Below are 23,679 nucleotides of genomic sequence, written 5' to 3' on the forward strand. Positions count from 1 at the left end.
CTCCTAACCAAGCGAGACGACGAGAACAATGCCCAAGATCCGCAAGGCCGTCTTTCCCGTGGCTGGTCTCGGCACACGGTTCCTGCCCGCCACCAAAGCGATGCCCAAGGAAATGTTGACCGTGGTCGACCGACCGCTGATCCAGCATGTAGTCGACGAGGCGCGCGAAGCCGGCATAGAGCACTTCGTCTTCGTCACCGGCCGCAACAAGGGCGTGATCGAGGACCATTTCGACAAGCAGATCGAACTGGAGATGACGCTGGAATCGCGCGGCAAATCCCGCCAGCTGCGCGAGCTCGAGCAGGCCCTGCCCGGGCCCGGCTCCACCAGCTTCACCCGCCAGCAGGCCCCGCTGGGCCTGGGTCACGCGGTGTGGTGCGCCCGCGACCTGATCGGCGACGAGCCCTTCGCCCTGCTCCTGCCCGACGTATTGGTCCAGTCGAAACCCGGCTGCCTCAAGCAGATGGTCGACGCCTGGGAGGATCTGGGCGGCGGCAACCTGGTCGCGGTCGAGGAAATCGACCCGGCCAAGGTGTCCGATTACGGCGTCGTCGGGGTCGGCGAGGAGAAGGGCCGCGCCTTCGGGATCACCGGCATGGTCGAGAAGCCCGCGCCGGCCGAAGCCCCCTCGAACCTGATCATCACCGGCCGCTACATCCTCGAACCCGGCATCTTCGATATCCTCGACAATCCGGAAAAGGGCGCCGGCGGCGAGATCCAGATCACCGATGCGATGATCAAGCTGATGGAGACGAGGCCCTTCCACGGCTTCAAGTTCGAAGGCCGCACCTTCGACTGCGGCTCGAAGGTCGGCTTCCTCGCCGCCAACATCGCCTTCGCCCTGGAGCGCCCGGACATCGAACCGGAATTCCGGCAGGTGATCGCGGACCTGCTCGACTGACGGGCGCCGGTCAGCGCTGCAGCCGCATGCCCAGCTCGACGCGGGTATCGTCGTAGTTCTGGCCGGGAAGGTTGGTTTCGTAGGCTTGGTACGACGCGTCGAGCTGGAACGACAGCCAGCGGCTGACCAGGTACTTTAGGCCGGCGCTGACCACGTAATCGGTCTCCTCGCGGCCCGAACCGATATAGTCCGACAGCGCGTATGCGAAGTTCGCCGAGGCGATCAGGTTGTGGCGCAAGGCGTGCTCGACGCCGATGTCGGCGGCATAGACAAGCGCGCCCGACGCCGTCGGGTCGAGCGTCGTCTCGGTCGGCTCGATCGACCCGTCGAAGGTGACGGTCGTCAGTTGCGTCGGCTGCCAGACCAGCGACCCGCGGAAGGCGATGCTGTCGATTTCCTTAAGGGACGGATCGACCGGCTTTTGCCGCTGATACCCCACAGCGATCTCCCCCGACAGCGGATCTCCGCGATCAAACGACACGCCGACCAGGAAATCGTATCCGCTGGAGCCGCGCCGCACGCCGTCGTCGTCGATGCTGCGCCGGTATTTGCGCTTGTTGGCGCCGGTCTCGAAGAAGACGGCGCGCGATCCCTCGTCGATATCGACGCTCGCCCGGACCGCGCCGTTCACCTCCGTGTAGTCGCGGTCGGAATTGTCGACGATCGTGCCGTCAGTCAAAACGGCGCTGTCGTAGGTGAACTTCTCGTAGGCGCCGCGCAGCGACACCTCGAGCCGGCCGAACCGGTGCGCGTAGGTGCCCTCCGCGACAGCCTCTTCGGAGTCCGGCGGTTCGATGACGGATTGCGGCACGTTCGGGTCGCCGCGGCTTTCCGGAACGACCGCATAGGCAAGGCGCAATCCGGCGACATCGCGCGCGCTGATGTCGAGCCGGCCTTCGAGTTCGGCGTCGATCGCCGTGGTCGTCTCTCCGGAATAGTCGAAGAAGGATTCGTGATCGACCGCCACGAATCCGCGCAACTCATGGCGCACCCAATCGGACGTGACTTCCAGCTCCGGCGCGACACGGTAATAGCCGCCCGATTGCGGGTCGGTCGCGCTCGAGAATACGTTGCTGGCATGGCTCAGGAACGCCTCGATCGCGGGAAAGATCCGGAACGCCCCGATGCGCAGGCCGAGCGGCGCATACGGATCCGCTTCCGCCTCGTCGACCGGCGCGGCGTCGGGCACCTGGCCGAGTTCGTCGCCGGCAATCTGGGTTGCGGCCTCGAAAGCGGCCTCGTCGTCGGTCTGCGAGCCGGCGTCGGTCGATCCGCGCAGGGTCGCGAACGATCCGGTATCGCCCGAGGATTGCGCGGAGGCCGAGATTGTCCAAAGGGAAACCGCCGCGGTGAGGCACCACGTCGCCAGTCCAGTGATAGAGGGCGATATCGTCACGGACCGCGTACCCGTGCTGTCGGTTCGGGAGGGCGCGGCAGCCGGGGCCGTCGACACGCGTCCACCCTAGAGTGCGTATGGTTAACGGGCGCTTAAATGCCGCGTCTCGACGGGTGCGGTCCCGACCCGAAATGTGCTATCTGATAGACGGTTAGGCTTGGCATCGTCCGGGCTGTCTAGGAAATCCGATTGTCATGGTTGCATTGAAATCCGTGGGGAGCGGGCCGGTGTCCGACACCACGCTGATCGATTCGGCGTTGCGCACGCTCGACCTTGAATCCGCCGGCCTCGCCGCTCTGCGCGAGGCGCTGTCGAACGGGCTCGGCCAGGCCTTCGCCGCGGCCGCCCGGCAGGTGCGCGAGGCGCGCGGACGCGTCATCGTCTCCGGCATGGGCAAGAGCGGTCATGTCGGCCAGAAATTCGCCGCCACCCTCGCCTCCACCGGAACACCGGCGTTTTTCGTGCATCCCAGCGAGGCAAGCCACGGCGATCTGGGCATGATCACCACGGACGACGTGGTCATCGCCCTGTCCTGGTCGGGCGAGACGGCCGAGCTGCGCTCCGTCGTCGAGCATGCGACACGGTTTCAGGTGCCGATGATCGCGATCACCTCCAATCCGGACTCGTCCCTGGCCACCGCGGCGGACATCGTTCTCGCCCTGCCGAAATCGCCGGAAGCCTGTCCGCACGGCCTCGCGCCGACCACCTCGACGGTCATGCAGCTCGCCCTCGGCGACGCGCTCGCCATCGCCCTGCTCGAGAGCAAGGGCTTCACGGCGCGCGACTTCAAGGTCCTGCATCCCGGAGGCCAGCTCGGTGCCCAGCTCAGCTTCGTCAGCGATCTGATGCATCCGCGGGACCGGCTGCCTCTGGCCGCCCCCGACACGCCGATGGCCGAGGCGATCGTGGTCATGACCGAAAAGAGCCTCGGGTGCCTCGGCATCGTCGAGGACGGCCGGCTGGTCGGGATCATCACCGACGGCGACCTGCGCCGCCACATGAGCGCGGACCTGTTGAAACGGACAGCGGGCGAAATCATGACGCCGAGCCCCAAGACGGTGAGCCCAGACACGCTCGCCTCCGAGGCGCTCGCCGTCATGAACCTCGGCGACCGCCCCTTCACCGCACTTTTCGTGGTGGAAAACGGCAGCCCCGTCGGAGTCGTCCACGTTCACGATCTTTTGCGCGCGGGCGTCGCCTGAACCCTGCCCCGTTTCGGGGAATTTCCCGCACACGTTTAGCGTTTGCTTAGGAAGCGCCCATAGGATGACCGCAGTGCTGTTCCGGCCGGAAGGGTCGGGAAACCGTTTGTCTGCGGGAATTCCAATGGATATCGCCACAATTCTTGGCATTTTGTTCGGCACGGGCGTCGTGGGGGCGGCGATTTTCGTCGGCGGCGACGTGACCCTGTTCCTCGACCTGCCCTCGATGCTGATCGTGCTGGGCGGGGCCATGGCGGCAACCGTCATCCGGTTCCCCATTACCGGCGTACTTTCCGCACTGGGACTCGGCGGCCGCGTGGCCTTCACCCACCGCAAGATCGAGCCGCGGCAGCTCATCGACGAAATCGCCAAGCTTGCGGAGGTCGTCCGCAAGCAGGGTCCGCTGGGCCTGGAGAACGTCGAGGTGGACGACGAGTTCCTCGCCAAGGGGATGCAGTACGTCGCCGACGGCTACGATCCCGTGTTCATTCGCGAATCTCTGGAACGGGAGCGCGACCTCAATCTCGAGCGGCTCGAGGACGGCCAGCGTGTCTTCAAGGCCATCGGCGACTCCGCGCCGGCCTTCGGCATGATCGGCACCCTCGTCGGTCTGGTGCAGATGCTGGCCAACATGGACGATCCCGCAACGATCGGTCCGGCCATGGCCATCGCCCTCCTGACCACCCTGTACGGCGCCCTTGTCGCCAACCTTATCGCCCTGCCCATCGCCGACAAGCTCTCGCTGAAGTCCAAGGTCGAGGAGGTCAACCAGACGCTCGTCCTCGACGGCATCATGCAGATCCGCGACTCCAAGAGCCCGGCGCTCATCCGCGAGATGCTGATCGCCTATCTGCCCGAGAAGCACCGCGGCGAGATGGCCGAACCGGTCCCGGCCTGACGCCGAGCCATGGCGCGCCAGAAGAAAGCCTCCGGCGGCGGCGTTCCCGAATGGATGGTCACCTTCGGGGACCTGATGGCCCTGCTTGCCTGCTTCTTCGTCTTGATCATCTCGTTTTCGATCCAGGACGAGAAGAAGCTTCAGGTCGTGGCCGGCTCCATGCGCGAGGCCTTCGGCGTCCGCAAGGAAAGCCGCAAGGAAGGCATGATCGAGGTCGAGGGCGTTCCGGTCCGCGAGTTCGTCAAGTCCATCACCTCGGTGCCGCAGGAGCCCGATTCCGAATTCGCCGAGCAGCGCCACGATCTGCGCCGCAAGCAGGGGCCGGAAGCCAATACCCACGATATCGACAAGACCGATATCGAACGGCCGCGCCAGTTCGCCACCGCCGCCGCCTCCCTGCGCCAGGCCTGGCAGGAAATGCCCGAGATCATGGAGATTTCCGACCAGATACTGGTCGAGGAAACGCCCGAGGGGCTGAACATCCAGCTCGTCGACCAGGAAGGCCGCTCGATGTTCCCGCCGAGCCAGCCCTATCCCTACGAACGCACCCGGCTGATCCTGACCAAGATCGCCAACGTCCTGCGCGAGCTGCCCAACCAGATCGAGATCACCGGGCACACCAGCGCGGACAGGAGCGAAGAACAGCCCGGCCGCACAAACTGGGATCTGTCGGTTCAGCGCGCCAACTCGGTGCGGTCGATCCTCGCCGAATACGGCGTCCCCAACGGTCGTTTCGACGCGGTCATCGGCAAGGCCGAGACGGATCCGCTGTTCCCGGAAGATGCCTTCCTCGCCGCCAATCGGCGGATCAGCATCCTGCTACGCGCCGAGGAACCGCCGCTGCCGGCCGATCACCGGCTCTGATCCCCGGGACAGACTGCCGTCGAAACACCGCTGCCGAGAAGCGGCTGTCACGCGTCTGATTGCCGGACCACGAGCCGCGAGCCGCGCGCGGCCGACACGGTGACATGCGTACCCTCGGGCAGGTCCGGTCCCTCGATGCGCCACACCGTATCGTCGATCGACAGGCGCCCCCGGCCGTTGACGATCGGCTCGGTCAGGACGAAACCGCGCCCGACGATCGCGTCAGCCCGCCTGTTCAGGAAAGGCGCCTCCCCCTCCGAGGGTTTGCGCCGCAGAAAAAACCGCGACAGCCCGACGCTGGCGATCGACAGCACGCCGAACGTGATGAACTGCGCCTGCCACGACCAGTCGATCAGCAGTGACAGAAGCCCGACGACGAGGGCCGCCGCCCCGAACCAAAGCATGAAGGTTCCCGGGGCGACCAGCTCGACGCAGAGCAGCACGATGCCGAGGATCCACCAGTTCCAGTAGCCCAGGGACGCGATGAGTTCGATCACGATGCCGCCCCTGTCAGTTGGAGCCCCAGGGACCGCCGGGCGCTTCCGGCACCGAGGCGGACGGAGCAGCAGGCGCGGCTGATCGTGCCGCGCCCCGGTTCGACGTGCCCCGATCCGGGGTCTGGCCGCCACCGCTGCCACCACCACTACCGGAACCGCCACTACCGGAACCGCCCCTGCCGAACGCCTCGCCGGCGATCTCGCCGATGCCGCCCAGCGCGCCGAGCAGCGCCGTGGCCTCGACGGGCAGGATCATCACCTTCTGGTTCGGCGCCGCCGCCAGTTCCTTCAGGGCGCCCACATACTTGTCGGCGACGAAGTAGTTGATCGCCTGGATGCTGCCCGTGCGCACGGCCTCCGAGACCACCGTCGTCGCCCTCGCCTCGGCTTCGGCGAGCCGTTCACGCGCCTCCGCGTCGCGGAAGGCGGCCTCGCGACGGCCTTCCGCGGCGAGCACCAGCGCCTGTTTCTCGCCTTCGGCCTGCAGGATCTCCGACTGCCGCTCGCCCTCGGCCTCGAGAATGGCGGCGCGCTTGTCGCGCTCGGCCTTCATCTGGCGGGCCATGGAATCGACCAGGTCGCGCGGCGGATTGATGTCCTTGATCTCGATGCGCGTGATCTTGACGCCCCACGGCTCGGTCGCCGCGTCGACCACCTTGAGCAGCCGGGTGTTGATTTCGTCGCGCTGCGACAGCAGTTCGTCGAGGTCCAGCGACCCCATGACGGTGCGCACGTTCGTCATGGTGATGTTGAGGATCGCGTTGTCGAGGTCGGAGACCTCGTAGCTCGCCCGCGGCGCATCGAGCACCTGGAAGAAGGCGACGCCGTCAACCGTCACCGTGGCGTTGTCGCGGGTGATCACTTCCTGGCTCGGAACATCGATGAATTGCTCCATCATGTTCATCTTGCGACCGACCCGGTCGATCAGCGGCACGATGAAGCCGAGGCCCGGCTGCAGCGTCTTCGAATAGCGGCCGAAGCGCTCGACCGTATAGTCGTAGCCTTGCGGCACCTGCTTCACGCCGGAAATGACCAGCAGGATCAGCAGGACCACGAAGACGACAACAACGATATCCAGCCCGAATGCCATGGCGCCCTTCCGCGAATCGTTGCCAGAAAAGCATTGTCCTATGCGCCGCACACGGGAACAAGAACCCAGGGACAGCCGCCAGGTGGTGCCGATCCGCGCCTAGCTGGTCCGGCCAGCGGTGCTCGTGATCAGATCGGAGGTTTCGAAGATCTCGCGCGCGGCGGTTTCCACCCGGACATCGAGCGGTGGCGGTGCGAGATCCACGCCCTTCGCGAGACGATCGGCGATGAGCTTGAGCGCGGTGATCCGCGCGTGCTTCTTGTCGTTCGCCGAAATGAGGTGCCACGGCGCGTGCCTGGTCGAGGTCCTGTCGACCATGTCCTCGATGGCGGCCTCCATCTCGCCCCAGTGCAGACGATTGCGGAAGTCCTCGTAGGACAGCTTCCAGCGCTTCATCGGGTTGCGCAGCCGCTCCTCGAACCGCCGGAGCTGCACCTCCGGCGTGACATGCAGGAAGATCTTGACGATGCGCGTGCCGTCCGCGGTCAGAAGCTGCTCGAATTCGTTGATCTCCTCGTAGGCGTGCCGCCACCGCGCTTCCGGCGTCAGCGCCTCGACCCGTTCGACAAGCACCCGCCCGTACCACGAGCGGTCGAAGACGGAGATGGCGCCGTTGGGCGGCAATCGTTCCCAGAAACGCGTCAGATAGTGCCGCTCCAGGTGATACCGGCGCGGGGCCGCGATCGGCCAGACCTTGAAGCCGCGCGGATCGAGCACGGCCGACATGCGCCGGATCGTGCCGCCCTTTCCCGCCGCGTCCCAGCCCTCGAAGACGATGGCCGCCGCGTCTCCGGTATACAGGTAGGCCTGCTGGATACGTTGCAGCCTAGCCTGGAGCTTCCTGAGCCGAACTTCATAGTCGGCGCGCTTGATCGAGGCATCCATGTCGAGCGATGCCAGGTGGCCACCGCGCGGCCTGCGCCTTCCGGTCTTTCCCTTCGCCATGGCCTGTCTTGCCCCCGGGCTCGCGATAGGTCCGCGAAAGTCTAGCCCGGCGCGACGACCGTTGGCGAGTGGCGTCCGCTCAGATCCAGCCCGCGAGCTCCCGGGACACCACGGTCTCGATCACGCCCATCCCGTCCGCGCTGTCGTTGAGACAGGGGATCGCGGCGAATTCCTCGCCGCCGTGCTCGAGGAAGAACTCCTTGTTCTGCTCGGCGATCTCCTCAAGCGTCTCGACGCAATCGGCGACGAAGCCGGGGGTGACGATCGCGAGCCGTTTGACGCCCTCCCGCGCCATGCGTTCCACGGTCTTGTCGGTATAGGGCTGCAGCCACTCCGCCTTGCCGAAACGCGACTGGAAGGTGAGCACCAGCTTCTTCTCGTCCCAGCCAAGGGCCTCGCGCAGAAGCCGCGTCGTCTTCTGGCAATGGCAGTGATACGGGTCGCCCTTGTCGAAATACTCCTTCGGCAGCCCGTGGAACGAGGCGATGACGACTTCCGGCTCGAAGGGCAGCGCGGCCAGATGCTGCCGCATCGACGTCGCCAGCGCCTCGATATAGACCGGATCGTCGTGATAGGCCGGCACCGTGCGGACCGCCGGCTGCCAGCGCATCTTCATCAGCGCCTCGAAGGCCTTGTCGTTGACGGTCGCGGTCGTCGCGGCGGCGTATTGGGGATAGAGCGGAAAAACCAGGATGCGCTCGCAGCCGGCCTTCTGCAGACGCTCCAGGCGCGAGGCGATCGACGGATTGCCGTAGCGCATCGCCCAGTCGACGACGACCCGGCCCTCGCCGAACGATTCTGCGAGCTTCTCGGCCTGGCTGCGCGTGATCGTCCGCAACGGCGATTCGTTGCGCTCGCGGTCCCAGATAAGATCGTAGGCCTCGCCGCTCGATTTCGGCCGCTTGGTCAGGACGATCAGGTTGAGCACCGGCCACCAGACCAGCCGCGACGTCTCGATCACCCGGCGGTCCGACAGGAACTCCTTCAGATAGCGCCGCATCGACCAGTAGTCGGTGGCATCCGGCGTTCCGAGATTGACGAGCAGAACGCCGACCTTGCCGAATGCGACGGGGGGATGATCCGTCGGAAGCTTGGCGGGCGTACCGGCAAAGGCGCGGCGGGAAGCACTGTCGGGCATGAATTCGTTCCGGTTGACGATCCGGCCGGTTGACGATCCGGGCATTGGCGGGAGCGTGATTGATCCTGCCTATACGCCGTTTTGGCCCTATCGGATCGCCGAAGCAAGCATGGCGGACCGGGTCAGTTCGTCTCGCCGCGCAATTCCTTCAGATACGCCATGACCTTGAGGATATCGTCCTGGTCGATGCGTCGACCGAAGGCCTGCATGGCGCCGGCCCCGCCTGCGTAGATGATCTCGAAGCGGCCGACGTCGCTGGCCACGCGAGGGTGCTTCCATTCGTCGTCGACCAGGCTCGGGCCAATCCGGCCGGTGCCGTCCTTGAGGTGGCAGGCCACGCAGAGCTTGCCCCACAGCTTCTTTCCCGCCGCGATCTTGTCGTCGTCGCCGTCATAGGCATTGACGGCCGTCTTGTGGAAGGCGTCGACGGCCGGAGTGATCGTCTGGTCGGGTCGGTATTCGAATTCGATCGGTTCATCATCGAGGACATGACGGAAAACGATGTTGCCGTCGGCGTCTTTCTCGACACCGGCGGGCAGCTCCGTTTCGCTGGCTCCCGACAGCCGGCTGCCGGAAACACTCGCTATGCCGGTCGCGATCAGGACGACGACGGCGACGGCAACGCGATCGATACCTCTTGCCATGATCGATGGGTCTCCACGTTTGCGCATACAAAGACAATGACGGGCGCCGGAGCGGGTTCCGCCCCGGCGCCCCGATTTTCCTGGAATAGCCTTCGGCTACTTCGCCGTACGCGCCACTTCCGCGTCGGCCGGCACATCGCCCGCCGGCGTCACGCGCCACAGGGCACCGGGCGGATTGGCCTCGGGTCCCTCATCGGCAAGATAGAAGTTGTTGGCGCTGACCGCGTAAACCGCTCCGTCCTCGCCGTAGCCACCGGCGGTGAACTGCAGATCGGTCTGGGCGAACTCGTGGAACTGCCATTTCGAACCGTCCCATCCCAGGCCCCATAGCCGGCCCGAGCACCAGTCGCCGACCATATAGACCCCGTCCATGCCGCCGTAGTTGACGACGCCGAGCCCCTGCGCGGAACAGCCGTAGCCGTCGCTGAGTTCGCCAGCGCCCGGATACGGTGTCTGGTGCGGATAGACCGCGGCGGGAAGCACGCCGACGACGGCGCAGTCCTCTCCTGCCGGATCGCCGGTCATCGGATGGCAGTAGATGCCTTCCATGCGCGCCCATCCGTAATTCTCGCCGCCCTTGCTGGACGCCGGCTGGTAGATGATCTCCTCCCAGTGGTTCTGCCCCACGTCGGCGATGAACAGGTCGCCGGTCTTCGGATCGAAGGAGAACTCGTAAGGATTGCGCACCCCATAGGCCCAGGTCTCGGGAATCGCGCGCGTCTTGATCTTCGAGAACTGTTCCTCCGTGATCCCGAACAGGGACATCAGCTGCTCCTTGGCGGCTTCGGCGAACGGATTGTCCTTCGGGATCGCATAGGGGCGGCTGTCATCGTCGGGATGCACGTCGATGCGCAGGATCTTGCCCAGCGGTGTCGCCAGGTCCTGCCCCGCCTCGTACGGATCGCCTTCCCAGCCGCCGTCGCCGGAGCCAATATAGAGATAGCCGTCCGGACCGAACTCGATCTGGCCGCCGTTGTGGTTGTACCAGGGCTGCTCGATCCGCATGATCACCTTCGCGGTCTCGTTGGTGCGCTCGGGCGTCATGACGTCGGGGCTATCCGGATCGATCTGGAACCGGACGATCATACCGTCGCCATTGAAGGGCAGCGACGCGTAGTGGACATAGAAATAGCCGTTGTCCTTGAAGTTCGGATCGAACGCCACGGAATACAGCCCCTGCTCGACGAACCCGGTCTGCACGTCGTTGCCGAGCGGGTTTATGTTGGTCAGGTCCAGGAACGGGTCTTCCTTTACGCTGCCATCGGGATTGACGATCTTGATGCGCCCGACGCGCTCCACGACGAACAGCCGACCGGAATCGTCGCCGGCATTGGCGACGTTCGTCGGATCGGAGAAACCTTCGGCCACCTTCACCAGAACGACCTCGGGATTCCCCGGAAGGCTGCCTCCCGGCTTGGCCACCTGATCCGTGGTCTGCGGCACCTCGGCCGCCGAAACAGCTCCCGCGGAAGCGAGAGCCATCGTAACGGCCGCTACGCCGACTGTGATAGTTCGCAACATATTGAGCCTCCCTGTTGGCATTCTTTTCCGGGCGGCGCCGTGGCCCGATTCCGCGGCCGCTGCAGACCGATCCGCGGAGACCCGGCCAGGACCGCGCCACCCGCGATCAGTAAAACATGAAATCGATCCGGCCCGAATAGAAATCGTTTAACCCCTATAATTCAGATATTTAATTATAGATTTAGTTGAAACGATCCTTGCCCTATTCCAAACATCCGCCTTATGGCTTTCCCGAACTCTACTGCCGAAAGCATCGATCTCAGGAAAAACAACCGGGCATCGACTCCGGCAAGGCGATTGCGCAAATAAACCCCCGTTCTATCCGGCGACAAAAAACGGCAGCAGCGGCGTCATGTACCGGTCGACAGATCGTGTAGAATGGGTGACCCTAAGTAACCCGGCTGGAAAAGGCTCCCCATGCTGAAGCGATGGCTCTCGCGGTTTGTCCTGGTGGCACTGGCTTTCGCCCTCGGAATGACCGCAGCGCGGACCGACGCGGCCGCGGAGCCCGTCAACGTCACTTTCGTTCTGGTGAACGACCTCGACTCGATCGAGGTCGGAGCGACACGTGGCGGCTTCGCGCGGCTTGCGACGCTCGTCGCCCGCGAACGCGCCGCCAACGAGAACACATTGGTCCTGCACGCAGGCGATGCGATCTTCCCCTCGCTGCTGTCGGGTTTCGATCAGGGCACGCACGTCGTCGAACTCCTGAACATGATCGCCCCGGACGCCATGACCCCCGGCAACCACGAGTTCGATCTCGGCCCCGACGTGTTCCGTGAGCTGGTCGAGCAGGCGACCTTCCCCGTTCTCGCGGCGAATATGCGCGAGGCGGACGGGACGCGCGTCCGCGGCGTCAGGGATACGCGAATGTTCGAATTCGGCGGCGCGAAAGTCGGTCTGATCGGTCTGACGTCGGAGGACGCCTACGAGAAGTCGAACCCCGGCGATCTGACGTTCGGCAAAATGTCTCAGGCGCTCGAGGAACAGGCCGCCAGGCTGCGGGAGGCGGGCGCCGACATTATCGTTGCCCTGGCACATGCCAGCCGCCCCGAGGACCAGGCGCTGATCGGCACGCGCGCGGCCGATGTCATCCTGAGCGGCGATGACCACGACCTCACGGTGTTCTTCGACGGCCGCACCGTGCTCGCCGAGTCGAAGGCGCAGGCCGAGTACATCGTCCTTGTCGACCTGACCATCGACATCGGCGAGGAAGACGGCCAGCGGTCGGTGCAGTGGACGCCGGGCTTTCGGGTCGTCGATACCGCCCGGATCGCGCCGGATCCTGCCATTGCCGCCCGGATCCGCGGCTACGAGGCGGAACTCTCGAAGGAACTCGACGTCGGGCTGGGCACGGTCGACGTCGCCCTCGACAGCCGCCGCGCCACCGTACGCACGCAGGAAACGGCGATCGGCAACCTGATCGCGGACGCCATGCGCTCCGCGACCCGCGCCGACGCGGCGATCACCAACGGTGGCGGCATACGCGGGGACAAGATCTATCAGACCGGTGCGGAGCTGACCCGCCGCGACATCCTCACCGAACTGCCCTTCCGCAACAAGACCGTGATCATCGAACTGACCGGCGCCCAGATCAAGGAAGCCCTCGAGAACGGATACTCGGCAATAGACCAGGTAAGCGGACGCTTCGCCCACGTCTCCGGCATGCGCGTCACCGCGGATCTGTCGAAGCCGGTCGGCGAGCGCGTCACCGGCGTCGAGATCGGCAACGCGCCCCTGGACCCGGCGAAGACCTACAAGATCGCCACCAACGACTTCCTTCTGCGCGGCGGCGACGGCTATACCGTGTTCGGGGAAGGCAAGGTGATCCGCGGCGCGCTGCACGGCAACCTGATGGCCAGCGACGTCATGGTCTATGTGCGTATAAGGGGGACGAAGGGCGCCGCCGTGGACGGACGCGTCTCGCTGCAGTGAGGCTCGTGCCGCGGGGAGGCCGGCCGCAAGGACCGGCGCCGCGGCGGGGCCGACAGGTGTAGGCCGTCAGGTGTAGCTGCGCTCGTCCGCGATGACCTTGCCGTCGTTGGGCAGGCTGCCCGCCGCCACGATTTCAACGGCCCCCTTCATCTTGGTCACCGATTGCAGGGTTTCGGCAAGACCGACCTGATTGCCGCCCTCGGCCTTCAGCGTCATCGCATCCTGCTCGCCGGTGCGAGTGACGACGAGGCGCAGCTTGCCGGCCTCCGGATGGCGACGCCCGATTTCGGCGATCTGCTCGGGATCGACGAACATGCCCTTGACCTTGGTGCGCTGGTCGGCACGTCCCATCCAGCCCTTGATCCGCATGTTACTGCGCCCGCACGGCGAGACGCCCGGCATGACCGCCGACAGGTCGCCGGTGCCGAAACGGATCAGCGGATAGTCCCCGTTGAAGCTGGTGACGACGATTTCACCGACCTCGCCTTCCGCAACCGGTTCGCCGGTGCCCGGCCGGACGATCTCGACGATCATCTCCTCGGTGATGACCATGCCTTCGCGCGCCTCGGTCTCGTAGGCGATGATGCCGATATCGGCCGTACCGTAGCCCTGCAGCACGTCGACGCCGCGCCCGCTCAGTTCCTCGCGCAGCGACGGCGGCAGCGCGGCGCCGGAGACGAGCCCCATCTTCAGGCTGGACACGTCCTTGTCGAGTTCGTCCGCCTTGTCGAGCAGGACCTTCAGGAAGTCAGGCGTGCCGGCATAGCCCTTCGGCCGAAGTTGGGCGATCGCATCGACCTGCAACTCGGTGTTGCCGATGCCGGCCGGGATGACCGCGCAGCCGAGCGCACGCGCACCGGACTCGAACATGTGGCCGGCCGGCGTCATGTGATAGGCGAAGGAATTGTGGACGATGTCGCCGGGTCTCAGGCCGACCGCGAACAGCGCGCGCGCCGCCCGCCACCAGTCCTTGCCCGCCCCCTCCGGCTCGAAGATCGGACCGGGCGACATGAACAGGCGCGCGAAGGCGCCCGGCGCCTTGGTCACCAGACCGCCGAACGGCGGGCGCTCGCGCTGCAGCTCCAGAAGCCTGGCCTTGCGCAGCACCGGCAGCTTGGCCAGGCTGTCCCGGTCCGTCACCGCGCGGGCGTCGACGCCTTTCAGCAAGTCGGCCCAGCCCGGCGCCGCCCGCACGCATTCGCCGATGAACCCCGGCAAGGCGCCGAACAGCGCCCTCTCGCGCTCCTGAGGATCACGGGTTTCCAGCGAATCGAAATGTTCCCCCATCGGGCTTCAACCTCGTTGTGCATTTGCCGCGCCGCCGCGGCATGGGACCTGTCCGTTCGCCGCGGCAGGCGATCGGGCGTTCACGACAGCCAGCGCTTGCGCCGGCGATAGCTTTTGACATCGCGGAAGCTGCGTCGTTCGCCGCCGCCGACGCCGAGATAGAATTCCTTGACGTCCTCGTTCTCGCGCAGGGCCGACGCCTCGCCGTCGAGCACCACCCGGCCGTTCTCCAGGATATAGCCGTACTTCGCGTATTTCAGCGCCATGTTGGTGTTCTGCTCCGCGAGCAGAAAGCTAACGCCCTCGTTGACGTTGAGCTGTTTGACGATCTCGAAGATCTCCTCGACGAGCTGGGGGGCGAGCCCCATCGATGGCTCGTCGAGCAGTATCATCGTCGGCCGCGACATCAGCGCCCGGCCGATCGCGCACATCTGCTGTTCGCCGCCCGAGGTATAGCCGGCAAGGCTCGATCGACGCTCACGCAGGCGCGGGAAGTAGCTGTAGACCATCTCGAGGTCCTGGCGGATGGCCGCGCCGCCGTCGCGGCGCGTGTACGCCCCGGTCAGCAGGTTCTCCTCGATGGTCAGATGGCCGAAGCAATGCCGCCCCTCCATCACCTGGATGCAGCCGCGCCGGACCAGTTCGTTCGGCGACAGCGCCTCGACCCGGTCTCCCTTGAAGATGATCGCACCCTTGGTGACGTCGCCGCGCTCGGCGCCGAGCAGGTTGGAGATCGCCTTCAGCGTGGTCGTCTTGCCGGCGCCGTTGGCGCCCAGCAGCGCCACGATGCCGCCCTCGGGCACCGACAGCGACACGCCTTTCAGCACCAGGATGACGCGGTCGTAGATGACCTCGATATTGTTGACGGAGAGGACCGGCGCCACATCGGGCGCAACCGCATCACCGACATGGTTGGTCGCAGCCACGGCATTCATCGCGATTTCTCCCCGCGGGTATTCCCGGAAAACAGAGTGCTGGACGTCCTGATCGCGGGGGCGCGGCGAACGCCGCGACCCCGCTTGTCGTCATGCGCCTACTGTGCGCACGCCTCCGTCCGCTCCGGCCACGGAGCGTTCTTCTCGGCATACTCCTTGGCGGCGGCCGCGAGCAGCGGCTGCACGACGTCGGTCATCGGCGCGAACCAGTCGGTCGCCTGGGTCCACTTCTCGCCATCCCACTGGGCGATGTACATGTTGTGGTGACCGCTGTGATCCGAACAGCTCATCTTGATGGCCGGTGCGAAGCCTTCCAGGCCTATCTCCTTCCAGCGTTCCTCGGTGATCTCGAGATTCTCGAGTCCGGCCCGCATGTCGGCCGCGTCGATGACCTTCTTGCCGGTCATCTCCTGCGCGGTACGGATGGCTTCGGCCATCAGCACCGAGTTGAGGACGCCGCGGTTGTAGAGGTTCTCGCCGACCTTGGCGGGATCCGTCTGGCCCTTGCCGGTATCGAGGACGTGCTTCTTGATGTCCTGGAGCGCGGGATAGTCGGCGCCGACACCGTTGAAGTTCATCGTCTTGTAGCCCTTGGCGTCCGCGCCGCCGGCGCGCGCGTCGTCGTCGCCGCCCGACCACCAGATGCCGATGAACTTGTCCATCGGATAGCGGATCTTCGCGGCTTCCTTGACGGCGGTCGGGTTCATCGCACCCCAGCCCCACATGACCATGTAGTCCGGTCGGTCACGACGCACGTTCAGCCACTGCGAGGACTGGTTCTGCATCTCCTTGCCGGGAACCGGGTACTGCAGCAGCTCGAACCCGTATTGCTTGGCAAGGTCCTCGAGCAGCGGGATCGGCTCGCGGCCATAACCGGCATCGAGGAAGATGTAGCCGATCTTCTTGCCCTTCAGATTGTCGAGGCCACCCTCCTGGTCGGCGATGTGCTTGATGATGCCCGACGCGCCGTCCCAATAGGTGGCCGGCGGGTTGAAGACCCACGGGAACACGTTGCCCTCGGCGGCCGCCGAAAGCCCGTAGGCCATCGACAGGACCGGGATCTTGTCGACCGAGGCCTTGGGGATCAGCTGCAGGGTGATGCCGGTCGAATACGGATTGTAGACGAGCGGGTTCTTGCCCTTGGTTCCCTCGTAGCACTCGACGCCCTTCTGGGTGTCGTAGCCAGTCTCGCATTCCTCGATCTCGATCTTGACGCCATTGATGCCGCCGTCACGCTCGTTGAGCATCGTGAGATAGTCCCACATGCCGTTGGCGACCGGGATGCCGGAGCCGGCGAAGGGACCCGTCCGGTAGGACAGAAGCGGGATGAACACGGTGTCCTGCGCGAGCGCCTCGGCGGCAAGGCTGCCTGCCATGGCGAACGCGGCGACACCGAGGGCGCATTTTCTAAACATCATTGCGTACCTCCCAGTTGGCCGGCTGTGTATCAGCCGTTGTGGACCGTTGAATTCCGGAAACACCAGGCGCGGTCCGATGCCCGATGGTACCGACTTGAGGTCGCCCGTGAAGGGGCGGCCCGCGATGGTCCGGCGCCCGTCATGCGTACGGGAACGGCCAGACTCGAAGCTTTTCTTTGCCGATCTGCCACAGCCGCGCGAGGCCATGCGGCTCGACGACCAGGAAGAAGATGATGAGCGCGCCCACGATCATCCGGCTGACGTGCTCGACGGTTTCCGCACCGATATCGATGCCGATTTCGGGCAGCCCCGTGCGCAGAACGACGGGAAGGATCCAGATGAAGGCGGCGCCGAAGAAACAGCCGATCAGACTGCCAAGGCCGCCGAGGATCGCCATGAACAGGATCTGGAACGACAGCGTGATCGAGAACGACGACGGTTCCGCCGCGCCAAGCCAGAAGAAGACCATCATCGCCCCGGCGACACCGCAGATGTAGGACGACACTGCGAAGGCCGACAACTTGGTGAAGAGCGGGCGCACGCCCATCAGCTCGGCGGCGATATCCATGTCGCGGATCATCATCCAGGTCCGGCCGATCCGGCCGCGGATGACGTTCTTCATGATCAGCGTGGCGACGACGACGATCCCGAGCACCACATAGTAGCGGGTGACCGGGGGCGAGGCCGGTCCGGCGAGAACGAGCCCGCCCAGTCCGGTGCGCTCCGGCACCTCGATGGCGCCGGAGTTGTTGTAGTTGTAGAGCCACGGAATGCGGATGAAGCACCACTCCAGGAAGAACTGGGCGGCGAGCGTCGTGACAGCGAGATAAAGGCCCTTGATGCGCAGCGACGGCAACCCGAAGACGATGCCGATGCCCGCCGAGAAGATGCCCGACAGAACCACCAGGATGATGATGTTCACGTCCGGGAAGAACGTCGTCAGCTTGTAGCAGGCATAGGCGCCGACCCCCATGAACGCGCCGGTGCCCAGCGACAGCTGGCCGGCATAGCCGGTCAGCACGTTGAGCCCGATGGTCGCCATGGCGAAGATCAGGAACGGGATCATGATCGAGGCCAGGACGAAGTCGGACGCGATGAGCGGGATCAACAGGGCTATGACGAGGATGACGACGACGCCGACCCGATCCTGCAGGATCGGGAAGACCGCCTGGTCCGCCTCGTAGGTCGTCTTGAACTGGCCGGCTTCGCGGTACAGCATTTTTGCTTCAGCCCCTCACACGCGCTCGATGATCTTCTCGCCGAACAATCCCTGCGGCCTGAACAGCAGGAAGATCAGCGCGATGACGTAGGCAAGCCAGCTCTCGATGCCGCCACCGACGAGCGGCCCCCAGTAGATCTCGCCGATCTTCTCGCCGATGCCGATGATCAGCCCGCCGACGATGGCGCCGGGGATCGACGTGAAGCCTCCGAGGATCAGCACGGGAAGGGCCTTGAAGGCGACGATTTCCAGCGCGAAGGAGACATCCGATCGCGCACCCCACATGATTCCGGTCGCCAGCGCCACGATGCCGGCGGCGAACCAGACGATGACCCAGATCTGATCGAGCGAGATGCCGACCGACAGCGCCGCCTGGTGGTCATCGGCCACCGCCCGCAGTGCCCGCCCGATGCGCGTCTTGTTGAAGAACACCGCGAGCGCCAGCACCATGATGATGGCGATGACGGCCGCCGCGACGTCGATATGCTGGAGGATGACGAGCCCGCCGAGTACGTCGAAGGCCGTCGATCCCGTCGGCAGGCCGAGTTCCTGGGTGATCATCACCTTCGGATCGCCGCCGAAGACGAACTCGCCGAAGCCGATCAGGAAATAGGTCAGGCCGATCGTCGCCATCAGCAGGATGATGTCCGGCTGGTTGACCAGATGATGGAAGATCGTCCGCTCCACCACGTAGGCGAGAATGCCCATGATGGCGATGGTCGCGATCAGCGCCACGTAGGCGGGTAGACCGAGCGCATAGAGCCCGACCAGCGACAGGGCGGCGAACACCACCATGATGCCCTGTGCGAAATTGAAGACCCCGGAGGCCTTGAAGATCAGCACGAAGCCGAGCGCGATCAGGGCGTAGAGGATGCCGGAGACGAAGCCTTCCCACAGAACCTGCAGGAGGAAGTCCGGCAGCTCGACCATCTGCACGAAGGGATCGATGAAGACCTGGTAGAGGATGTCCATTGCCATCGTCCCCTAGCGCCAGACGCTCATGGTTCGAGACGGGCTCCTGCGAGCCCTCCTCGCCATGGAGGTCCCCGTGCGCCCAAGCTCGCCGCGAGCACAAACCTCGTCCTGAGGAGCGGCGAAGCCGCGTCTCGAAGGATGGACGTCCCGACTGAAAAACATCGCTCCCCCTAGTGCGAGACGCCGAGATAGGCGTCGATGACGTCCTGATTTGCCTGCACCTCGGCCGGCAGGCCGTCGGCGATCTTCTCGCCGTGGTCGAGCACCACCACCCGGTCGGACAGGTCCATGACCACGCCGATGTCGTGCTCGATCAGCGCGATCGTCGTACCCAGCTGCTGGTTCACGTCGAGGATGAAGCGGCTCATGTCCTCCTTTTCCTCGAGATTCATGCCCGCCATCGGCTCGTCGAGCAGCAGCAGGTCCGGCTCCATGGCCAGCGCCCGGGCCAGCTCGACGCGCTTCTGCAGGCCGTATGGCAGTCGCCCGACCGGCGTCTTGCGGATCGCCTGGATCTCGAGGAAGTCGATGATCTCCTCGACCTTGTGGCGGTTCTCGACCTCTTCCTTCAGCGCCGGCCCCCAGTACAGGCACTGCCAGAAGAAGCCGCGGTGCATCTTCAGGGTCCGCCCGGCCATGATGTTGTCGAGCGTCGTCATGCCGCGGAACAGCGCGACGTTCTGGAACGTGCGGGCGATGCCCTGGCTCGCCGCCTCGTAGGGCTTCATGCGCCGGCGCTGCTCGCCGCGGAAGGAAATCGTTCCTTCCTGCGGATGGTAGAAGCCGTTGATGACGTTGAGCATCGACGTCTTGCCGGCGCCGTTGGGGCCGATGATCGCGCGGATCTCGCCCCGCTTGATATCGAACGACACGTTGCGGATGGCGCGGACGCCGCCGAACGACAGGGAGATGTCGTCGACGGCCAGAAGGGTTTCAGCCACCGTCGACTCGGCTGCCAGCGCGCTCATTCGGCGGCCTCCCGCTGTGCCCCGAGGCCGAAGGTCTGCACGTCTCGGATCTGGACCCGCGCCTTGATCGTGCCCTTGCGGCCGTCCTCGAAGGTCACTTCGGTCGAGATATCCTGCTCGGTCGAACCGTCGTAGAGCGCGGAGATCAGCGGCGCGTATTTCTCCGCGATATAGCCCCGCCGGACCTTCTGGGTGCGGGTCAGCTCGCCGTCGTCGGCGTCCAGCTCCTTGTGCAGGATCAGGAAGCGGTGGATCTGCGAACCGGCCATCCGCGGCTCGTTCGACAGGTCCTGGTTCACCTCGACCACATGCGCCTCCAGCATGTCGTAGACCTGCGGCAGGCCGGCGAGCTCCTGGTAACTCGCATAGGAGACGTTGTTGCGCTCCGCCCAGTTGCCGACGGCGACGAGATCGATGTTCAGCATCATGGTCACGAAGTCGCGTTCATGCCCGAAGGCCACTGCCTCCTTGATGTTCGGGTAGAACTTAAGCTTGTTCTCGAGGTATTTCGGCGCGAACAGCGTGCCGTCCTTGAGGTGGCCGACATCCTTGGCGCGATCGATGATGCGGAGGTGTCCCTCGCTGTCGAAGAAGCCGGCGTCGCCGGTATGCACCCAGCCTTCCGCGGTCTTCGTCGCCTTGGTCGCGTCCTCGTTCTTGTAGTAGCCCACGAACACGCCCGGCGAGCGGTAGAGCACCTCGCCGGACTCGTCGATCCGGATCTCGACCTCCGGCGCCGGCTTGCCGACCGTGTCGGCACGGATCTCGCCGTCGGGCTGCACCGTCACGAAGACGGTGGCTTCGGTCTGGCCGTAGAGCTGCTTCAGGTTGAGGCCGAGCGACCGGTAGAAGCGGAAGATCTCCGGCCCGATTGCCTCGCCGGCGGTGTAGCCGACGCGCATGCGCGACAGGCCCAGCACGTTCTTCAGGGGCTCGTAGACCAGCACCTTTCCGATCGCATAGAGCACACGGTCGGAGAACGGCACCGGCTCGCCGTTGAGGATCTTTTCGCCGGCCCGGCGCGCCACCGCGAGGAAATAGTGGAACATCTTCCGCTTCAGCGGACCGGCGTCCTCCATCCGGATCATCACCGTCGTCAGCAGGGTCTCGAAGATGCGCGGCGGCGAGAAGAAATAGGTCGGGCCGATCTCGCGCAGGTCCTGCAGCATCGTTTCCGCCGATTCCGGACAGGCGACGCAGAAGCCGCTCCAGTAGGATTCGGCGTAGGAGAAGATGTGGTCGCCGACCCACGCCATCGGCAGATAGGCAAGCACTTCGTCCTGCTCGGTGAGACGGTCGAACTCGCAGGCGAGCCTGGCGCTGATCACCGTGTTGTCGAAAGACAGCATGACGCCCTTCGGCTGGCCCGTGGTGCCTGACGTATAGAGGATCACGGCGATGTCGGATCCCTTGCCCTCCGCGATCGAGGCGTCGAGCGCCCTGGCCACGTCCGGATCGGCGGCGAGCTTCTTTCGGCCGATCTCCTGCACGTCGGCGAAGGAATGCAGGCGGCCGTGATCGTAATCCTTCAGGCCGCGGCTCTCGTCGTAGATGATCCGCTCGAGCCCCTTCAGGTCGTCGGACAGCGAAAGCAGCTTGTCGACCTGCTCCTGGTCCTGAACGACGGCGAAGCGCGCCTCGGCGTGCTGCAGCACGAAGACCATCTCGGCGGCCACCGCGTCCTGGTAGACCGGCACCGGGATCGCGCCGAGCATCTGCGCGGCACACATGGTCCAGTAGAGACGGGGCTTGTTGGCGCCGACGATGGCAATCTTGTCGCCGCGCTTGAGCCCGAGTTCGGCAAGCCCGACGGCGAAGGCGCGCACCTCGTCGAGCACCTCCGCCCAGGTCCAGGTCTGCCAGATGCCCAGGTCTTTTTCCCGGATCGCCGGCCGATCGGCCCAGATTCGGGCATTGCGGACGAGCAGCTTCGGAAACGTGTCCTCGCCGCCCGTGGAAGCCACGGCTCGCGTCATCGGTTTCCCCACCTAAAAGCGCGCCGTTTTCGGCGCTTATTGTGCTTTGACGTTAGAACCGACCGGTAGCCACAATCAAGCGTCGCAGCGTCTTATGTATGCGTAGCCGGATGCACCGATCGGAGGGCGCAGTGTGCACATCCTGGCGCATGATACCATCGGACAGTTGACAGACAGATGGGCCTGCCATCAAGTAGGCGTGGGAAAATATAGCTGGCGAACATAGCCGGCGGAGTTTTTCGGGCCGAAATACCTGCTATTTCCGTAGCCGGCAACAAAAAGACCCCGAAAATCGCACGGTTTCGAGCCTTTCCGCGCGACCGCAGATTTCTTCCCTGCTACTCTCCGAAATGCTTCAGACCGTTCAGGTCCAGGATCTCGACCCCGTCGTGCGCGACCCGCACGAGCCCCGCCTCCTCCAGCACCTTCAGGCTGCGGTTCGCCATCTGACGGGACAGGCCCGACAGCAGCCCGAGCTCCTCCTGGCTGATCTCCAGGTGCTTGCCGATGCCCGGCGACAGCACCGGATTGCACAGCCAGGCGATGCATCGCGCCACGCGCGGCGTCGCCTCGAACGCCCTGTCGTGGCCGAGAAAGGCGATGAACTGGCCGAGCCGCTCGTTCAGCTGGGTGACGAGGAAACGATTGAAGCCGGTCGAGTTCTCGAAGAGCCACCGGAACGTGGCGCCGGTCATGCAGGCGATCTGACTGTTGCGCAGCGCCACGATATCGTACTGGCGCGGCTCGTTCTTGATGATCGAGCCTTCGCCGAACCAGCCGCCGTTGGTTATGCCGGTATAGCTTACCGCCTTGCCGGAACTCGTCACCGTGCTCATCTTGACGATGCCCGACACGACACCGGTCCAGGAGTCGAAGCTGTCGCCGCGATGGAACAGATGGGTGCCGGTCGAGAGCGTCTTCTCGGTGATACCCCGGCAGGCCCGATCCACCTCCTCGTCGGTCAGTTCCTTCGACCAGACGGCGATGCGGCTGAGATGTTCGGGGGCGATCACCAGATCCTCGCGGGTTCGTTGCGGGAACAGCGGGAAGTATCGCCCCACACGCCGCGTTGCTCAAGCGCGCGGCGGTGCGGTGTCTTATCGCTGCCGCGAGTGCTAGAAAACCACTGCGAAGGCAAACAGACGGGGAGGACCGGCCCGTGAGCGAACGGAAAGTCGCGATTGTCATCGGCGGAGGCAGCGGAATGGGCGCCGCGGCCGCGCGCAAGCTGGCCGGCGACGGGTTCTCCGTCGCGATCCTGTCCTCGTCTGGAAAGGGCGTGGCGCTCGCCGAGGAGCTCGGCGGCTTCGGCGTCCAGGGCTCCAATCAGTCGAACGAGGATCTGGGCCGGCTCGTCTCCGAGACGGTCGCCAAGTGGGACCGCATCGACGCGGTCGTCTCCAGCGCCGGACACGGGCCCAAGGGCGCCGTTCTCGACATATCGGACGAGGACTGGCACCGCGGCATGGACTTCTATCTGATGAACGTTGTCCGCATCGCCCGGATCGCAACGCCGGTGATGCAGCGCCAGGGCGGCGGGGCCTTCGTCAACATCTCCACCTACGCGACCTTCGAGCCGGAATCGACGTTCCCGACGTCGGGCGTGTTCCGCGCCGGCCTGGCCGCCTTCACCAAGCTGTTCGCCGATGCCCATGCGGCCGAGAACATCCGCATGAACAACGTGCTGCCCGGCTTCATCGACAGCCTTCCCGAATCCGCGGAACGGCGCGCCCGCATCCCGATGGGCCGCTACGGCCATGCCGATGAGGTCGCCGACCTGATCGCCTTCCTGGCCTCCGACCGGTCAAGCTACATCACCGGCCAGAACATCCGCATCGACGGCGGCATCACCCGCTCGGTGTGAGCCCGA

General features: G+C 65.2%; 21 protein-coding genes. 6 read left to right on the forward strand and 15 right to left on the reverse strand.

Annotated features, from left to right (window positions below):
- The first annotated feature begins 28 nt into the window (after positions 1–28).
- On the forward strand, positions 29–901 hold the full coding sequence (galU, locus tag ACSF9G_RS05215; protein ID WP_436639151.1) for a UTP--glucose-1-phosphate uridylyltransferase GalU: 873 nt from the start codon (positions 29–31) through the stop codon (positions 899–901).
- A 10-nt stretch (positions 902–911) separates the two neighbouring features.
- Here galU and ACSF9G_RS05220 read toward each other — a convergent pair whose 3' ends face one another.
- Positions 912–2,297, reverse strand: coding sequence for an outer membrane beta-barrel protein (locus ACSF9G_RS05220; protein ID WP_436639153.1), 1,386 nt, complete (start codon positions 2,295–2,297; stop codon positions 912–914).
- A 194-nt stretch (positions 2,298–2,491) separates the two neighbouring features.
- On the opposite strand from ACSF9G_RS05220, the gene ACSF9G_RS05225 reads away from it, so the two are divergent.
- The 3 genes from ACSF9G_RS05225 to ACSF9G_RS05235 all read left to right on the forward strand — a co-directional run bounded on the left by ACSF9G_RS05225 (position 2,492) and on the right by ACSF9G_RS05235 (position 5,261).
- Complete coding sequence (locus tag ACSF9G_RS05225; protein ID WP_436639155.1) at positions 2,492–3,499, forward strand: KpsF/GutQ family sugar-phosphate isomerase; 1,008 nt, start codon at positions 2,492–2,494, stop codon at positions 3,497–3,499.
- 124 nt (positions 3,500–3,623) lie between these two features.
- Complete coding sequence (locus ACSF9G_RS05230; protein WP_436639157.1) at positions 3,624–4,397, forward strand: motility protein A; 774 nt, start codon at positions 3,624–3,626, stop codon at positions 4,395–4,397.
- 9 nt (positions 4,398–4,406) lie between these two features.
- Positions 4,407–5,261, forward strand: a complete 855-nt coding sequence (locus ACSF9G_RS05235) for an OmpA/MotB family protein (protein WP_436639159.1) — start codon at positions 4,407–4,409, stop codon at positions 5,259–5,261.
- A 47-nt stretch (positions 5,262–5,308) separates the two neighbouring features.
- Here the strand turns inward: ACSF9G_RS05235 and ACSF9G_RS05240 are convergent, their stop codons facing one another.
- The 6 genes from ACSF9G_RS05240 to ACSF9G_RS05265 form a co-directional block, all read right to left on the reverse strand.
- A complete protein-coding gene (locus ACSF9G_RS05240) occupies positions 5,309–5,758 on the reverse strand; it encodes an NfeD family protein (RefSeq protein ID WP_436639161.1) in 450 nt (149 codons plus the stop codon).
- Between the two features lie 13 nt (positions 5,759–5,771).
- A complete protein-coding gene (locus tag ACSF9G_RS05245) occupies positions 5,772–6,848 on the reverse strand; it encodes an SPFH domain-containing protein (RefSeq protein WP_436639163.1) in 1,077 nt (358 codons plus the stop codon).
- A gap of 99 nt (positions 6,849–6,947) precedes the next feature.
- Entirely contained in the window at positions 6,948–7,793 is an 846-nt protein-coding gene (locus ACSF9G_RS05250) for a polyphosphate kinase 2 family protein (RefSeq protein ID WP_436639165.1), read from the reverse strand.
- 79 nt (positions 7,794–7,872) lie between these two features.
- Positions 7,873–8,931 carry a ferrochelatase gene (hemH, locus tag ACSF9G_RS05255; RefSeq protein ID WP_436639167.1) on the reverse strand — a complete coding sequence of 353 codons (1,059 nt, stop codon included), beginning with the start codon at positions 8,929–8,931 and terminating at the stop codon, positions 7,873–7,875.
- Positions 8,932–9,053: 122 nt separating this feature from the next.
- Positions 9,054–9,575 (reverse strand): c-type cytochrome, encoded by a 522-nt coding sequence (locus ACSF9G_RS05260; RefSeq protein ID WP_436639169.1) that lies wholly within the window; start codon positions 9,573–9,575, stop codon positions 9,054–9,056.
- Positions 9,576–9,671: 96 nt separating this feature from the next.
- The gene (locus ACSF9G_RS05265) at positions 9,672–11,057 is read right to left on the reverse strand and encodes a PQQ-dependent sugar dehydrogenase (protein WP_436639171.1); all 1,386 of its coding nucleotides are present in this window, start codon (positions 11,055–11,057) and stop codon (positions 9,672–9,674) included.
- Positions 11,058–11,513: 456 nt separating this feature from the next.
- Here ACSF9G_RS05265 and ACSF9G_RS05270 point away from each other — a divergent pair, with 456 nt between their 5' ends.
- A complete protein-coding gene (locus tag ACSF9G_RS05270) occupies positions 11,514–13,031 on the forward strand; it encodes a bifunctional metallophosphatase/5'-nucleotidase (protein WP_436639173.1) in 1,518 nt (505 codons plus the stop codon).
- A gap of 66 nt (positions 13,032–13,097) precedes the next feature.
- On the opposite strand, the gene ACSF9G_RS05275 is transcribed toward ACSF9G_RS05270, so the two are convergent.
- The 8 genes from ACSF9G_RS05275 to ACSF9G_RS05310 form a co-directional block, all read right to left on the reverse strand.
- Complete coding sequence (locus tag ACSF9G_RS05275; protein WP_436639175.1) at positions 13,098–14,318, reverse strand: phenylacetate--CoA ligase family protein; 1,221 nt, start codon at positions 14,316–14,318, stop codon at positions 13,098–13,100.
- Positions 14,319–14,398: 80 nt separating this feature from the next.
- Positions 14,399–15,253 (reverse strand): ABC transporter ATP-binding protein, encoded by an 855-nt coding sequence (locus ACSF9G_RS05280; RefSeq protein ID WP_436639177.1) that lies wholly within the window; start codon positions 15,251–15,253, stop codon positions 14,399–14,401.
- Positions 15,254–15,351: 98 nt separating this feature from the next.
- Positions 15,352–16,671, reverse strand: a complete 1,320-nt coding sequence (locus tag ACSF9G_RS05285) for an ABC transporter substrate-binding protein (RefSeq protein WP_436639179.1) — start codon at positions 16,669–16,671, stop codon at positions 15,352–15,354.
- 139 nt (positions 16,672–16,810) lie between these two features.
- Entirely contained in the window at positions 16,811–17,890 is a 1,080-nt protein-coding gene (locus ACSF9G_RS05290; RefSeq protein WP_436639181.1) for a branched-chain amino acid ABC transporter permease, read from the reverse strand.
- A gap of 15 nt (positions 17,891–17,905) precedes the next feature.
- Complete coding sequence (locus ACSF9G_RS05295; RefSeq protein ID WP_436639183.1) at positions 17,906–18,862, reverse strand: branched-chain amino acid ABC transporter permease; 957 nt, start codon at positions 18,860–18,862, stop codon at positions 17,906–17,908.
- 173 nt (positions 18,863–19,035) lie between these two features.
- Positions 19,036–19,833 (reverse strand): ABC transporter ATP-binding protein, encoded by a 798-nt coding sequence (locus ACSF9G_RS05300; RefSeq protein ID WP_436639185.1) that lies wholly within the window; start codon positions 19,831–19,833, stop codon positions 19,036–19,038.
- On the reverse strand, positions 19,830–21,809 hold the full coding sequence (locus ACSF9G_RS05305) for an AMP-binding protein (RefSeq protein ID WP_436639187.1): 1,980 nt from the start codon (positions 21,807–21,809) through the stop codon (positions 19,830–19,832). The genes ACSF9G_RS05300 and ACSF9G_RS05305 overlap by 4 nt, the downstream gene beginning before the upstream one ends.
- A 338-nt stretch (positions 21,810–22,147) precedes the next feature.
- Positions 22,148–22,822, reverse strand: coding sequence for a Crp/Fnr family transcriptional regulator (locus ACSF9G_RS05310; RefSeq protein ID WP_436639189.1), 675 nt, complete (start codon positions 22,820–22,822; stop codon positions 22,148–22,150).
- A 146-nt stretch (positions 22,823–22,968) separates the two neighbouring features.
- Between ACSF9G_RS05310 and ACSF9G_RS05315 the strand changes: the two genes are divergently transcribed.
- On the forward strand, positions 22,969–23,673 hold the full coding sequence (locus ACSF9G_RS05315; protein ID WP_436639191.1) for an SDR family oxidoreductase: 705 nt from the start codon (positions 22,969–22,971) through the stop codon (positions 23,671–23,673).
- Positions 23,674–23,679 lie beyond the last annotated feature (6 nt).

The sequence above is a fragment of the Microbaculum mangrovi genome, from assembly GCF_051390635.1.
Taxonomy (GTDB): domain Bacteria; phylum Pseudomonadota; class Alphaproteobacteria; order Rhizobiales; family Tepidamorphaceae; genus Microbaculum.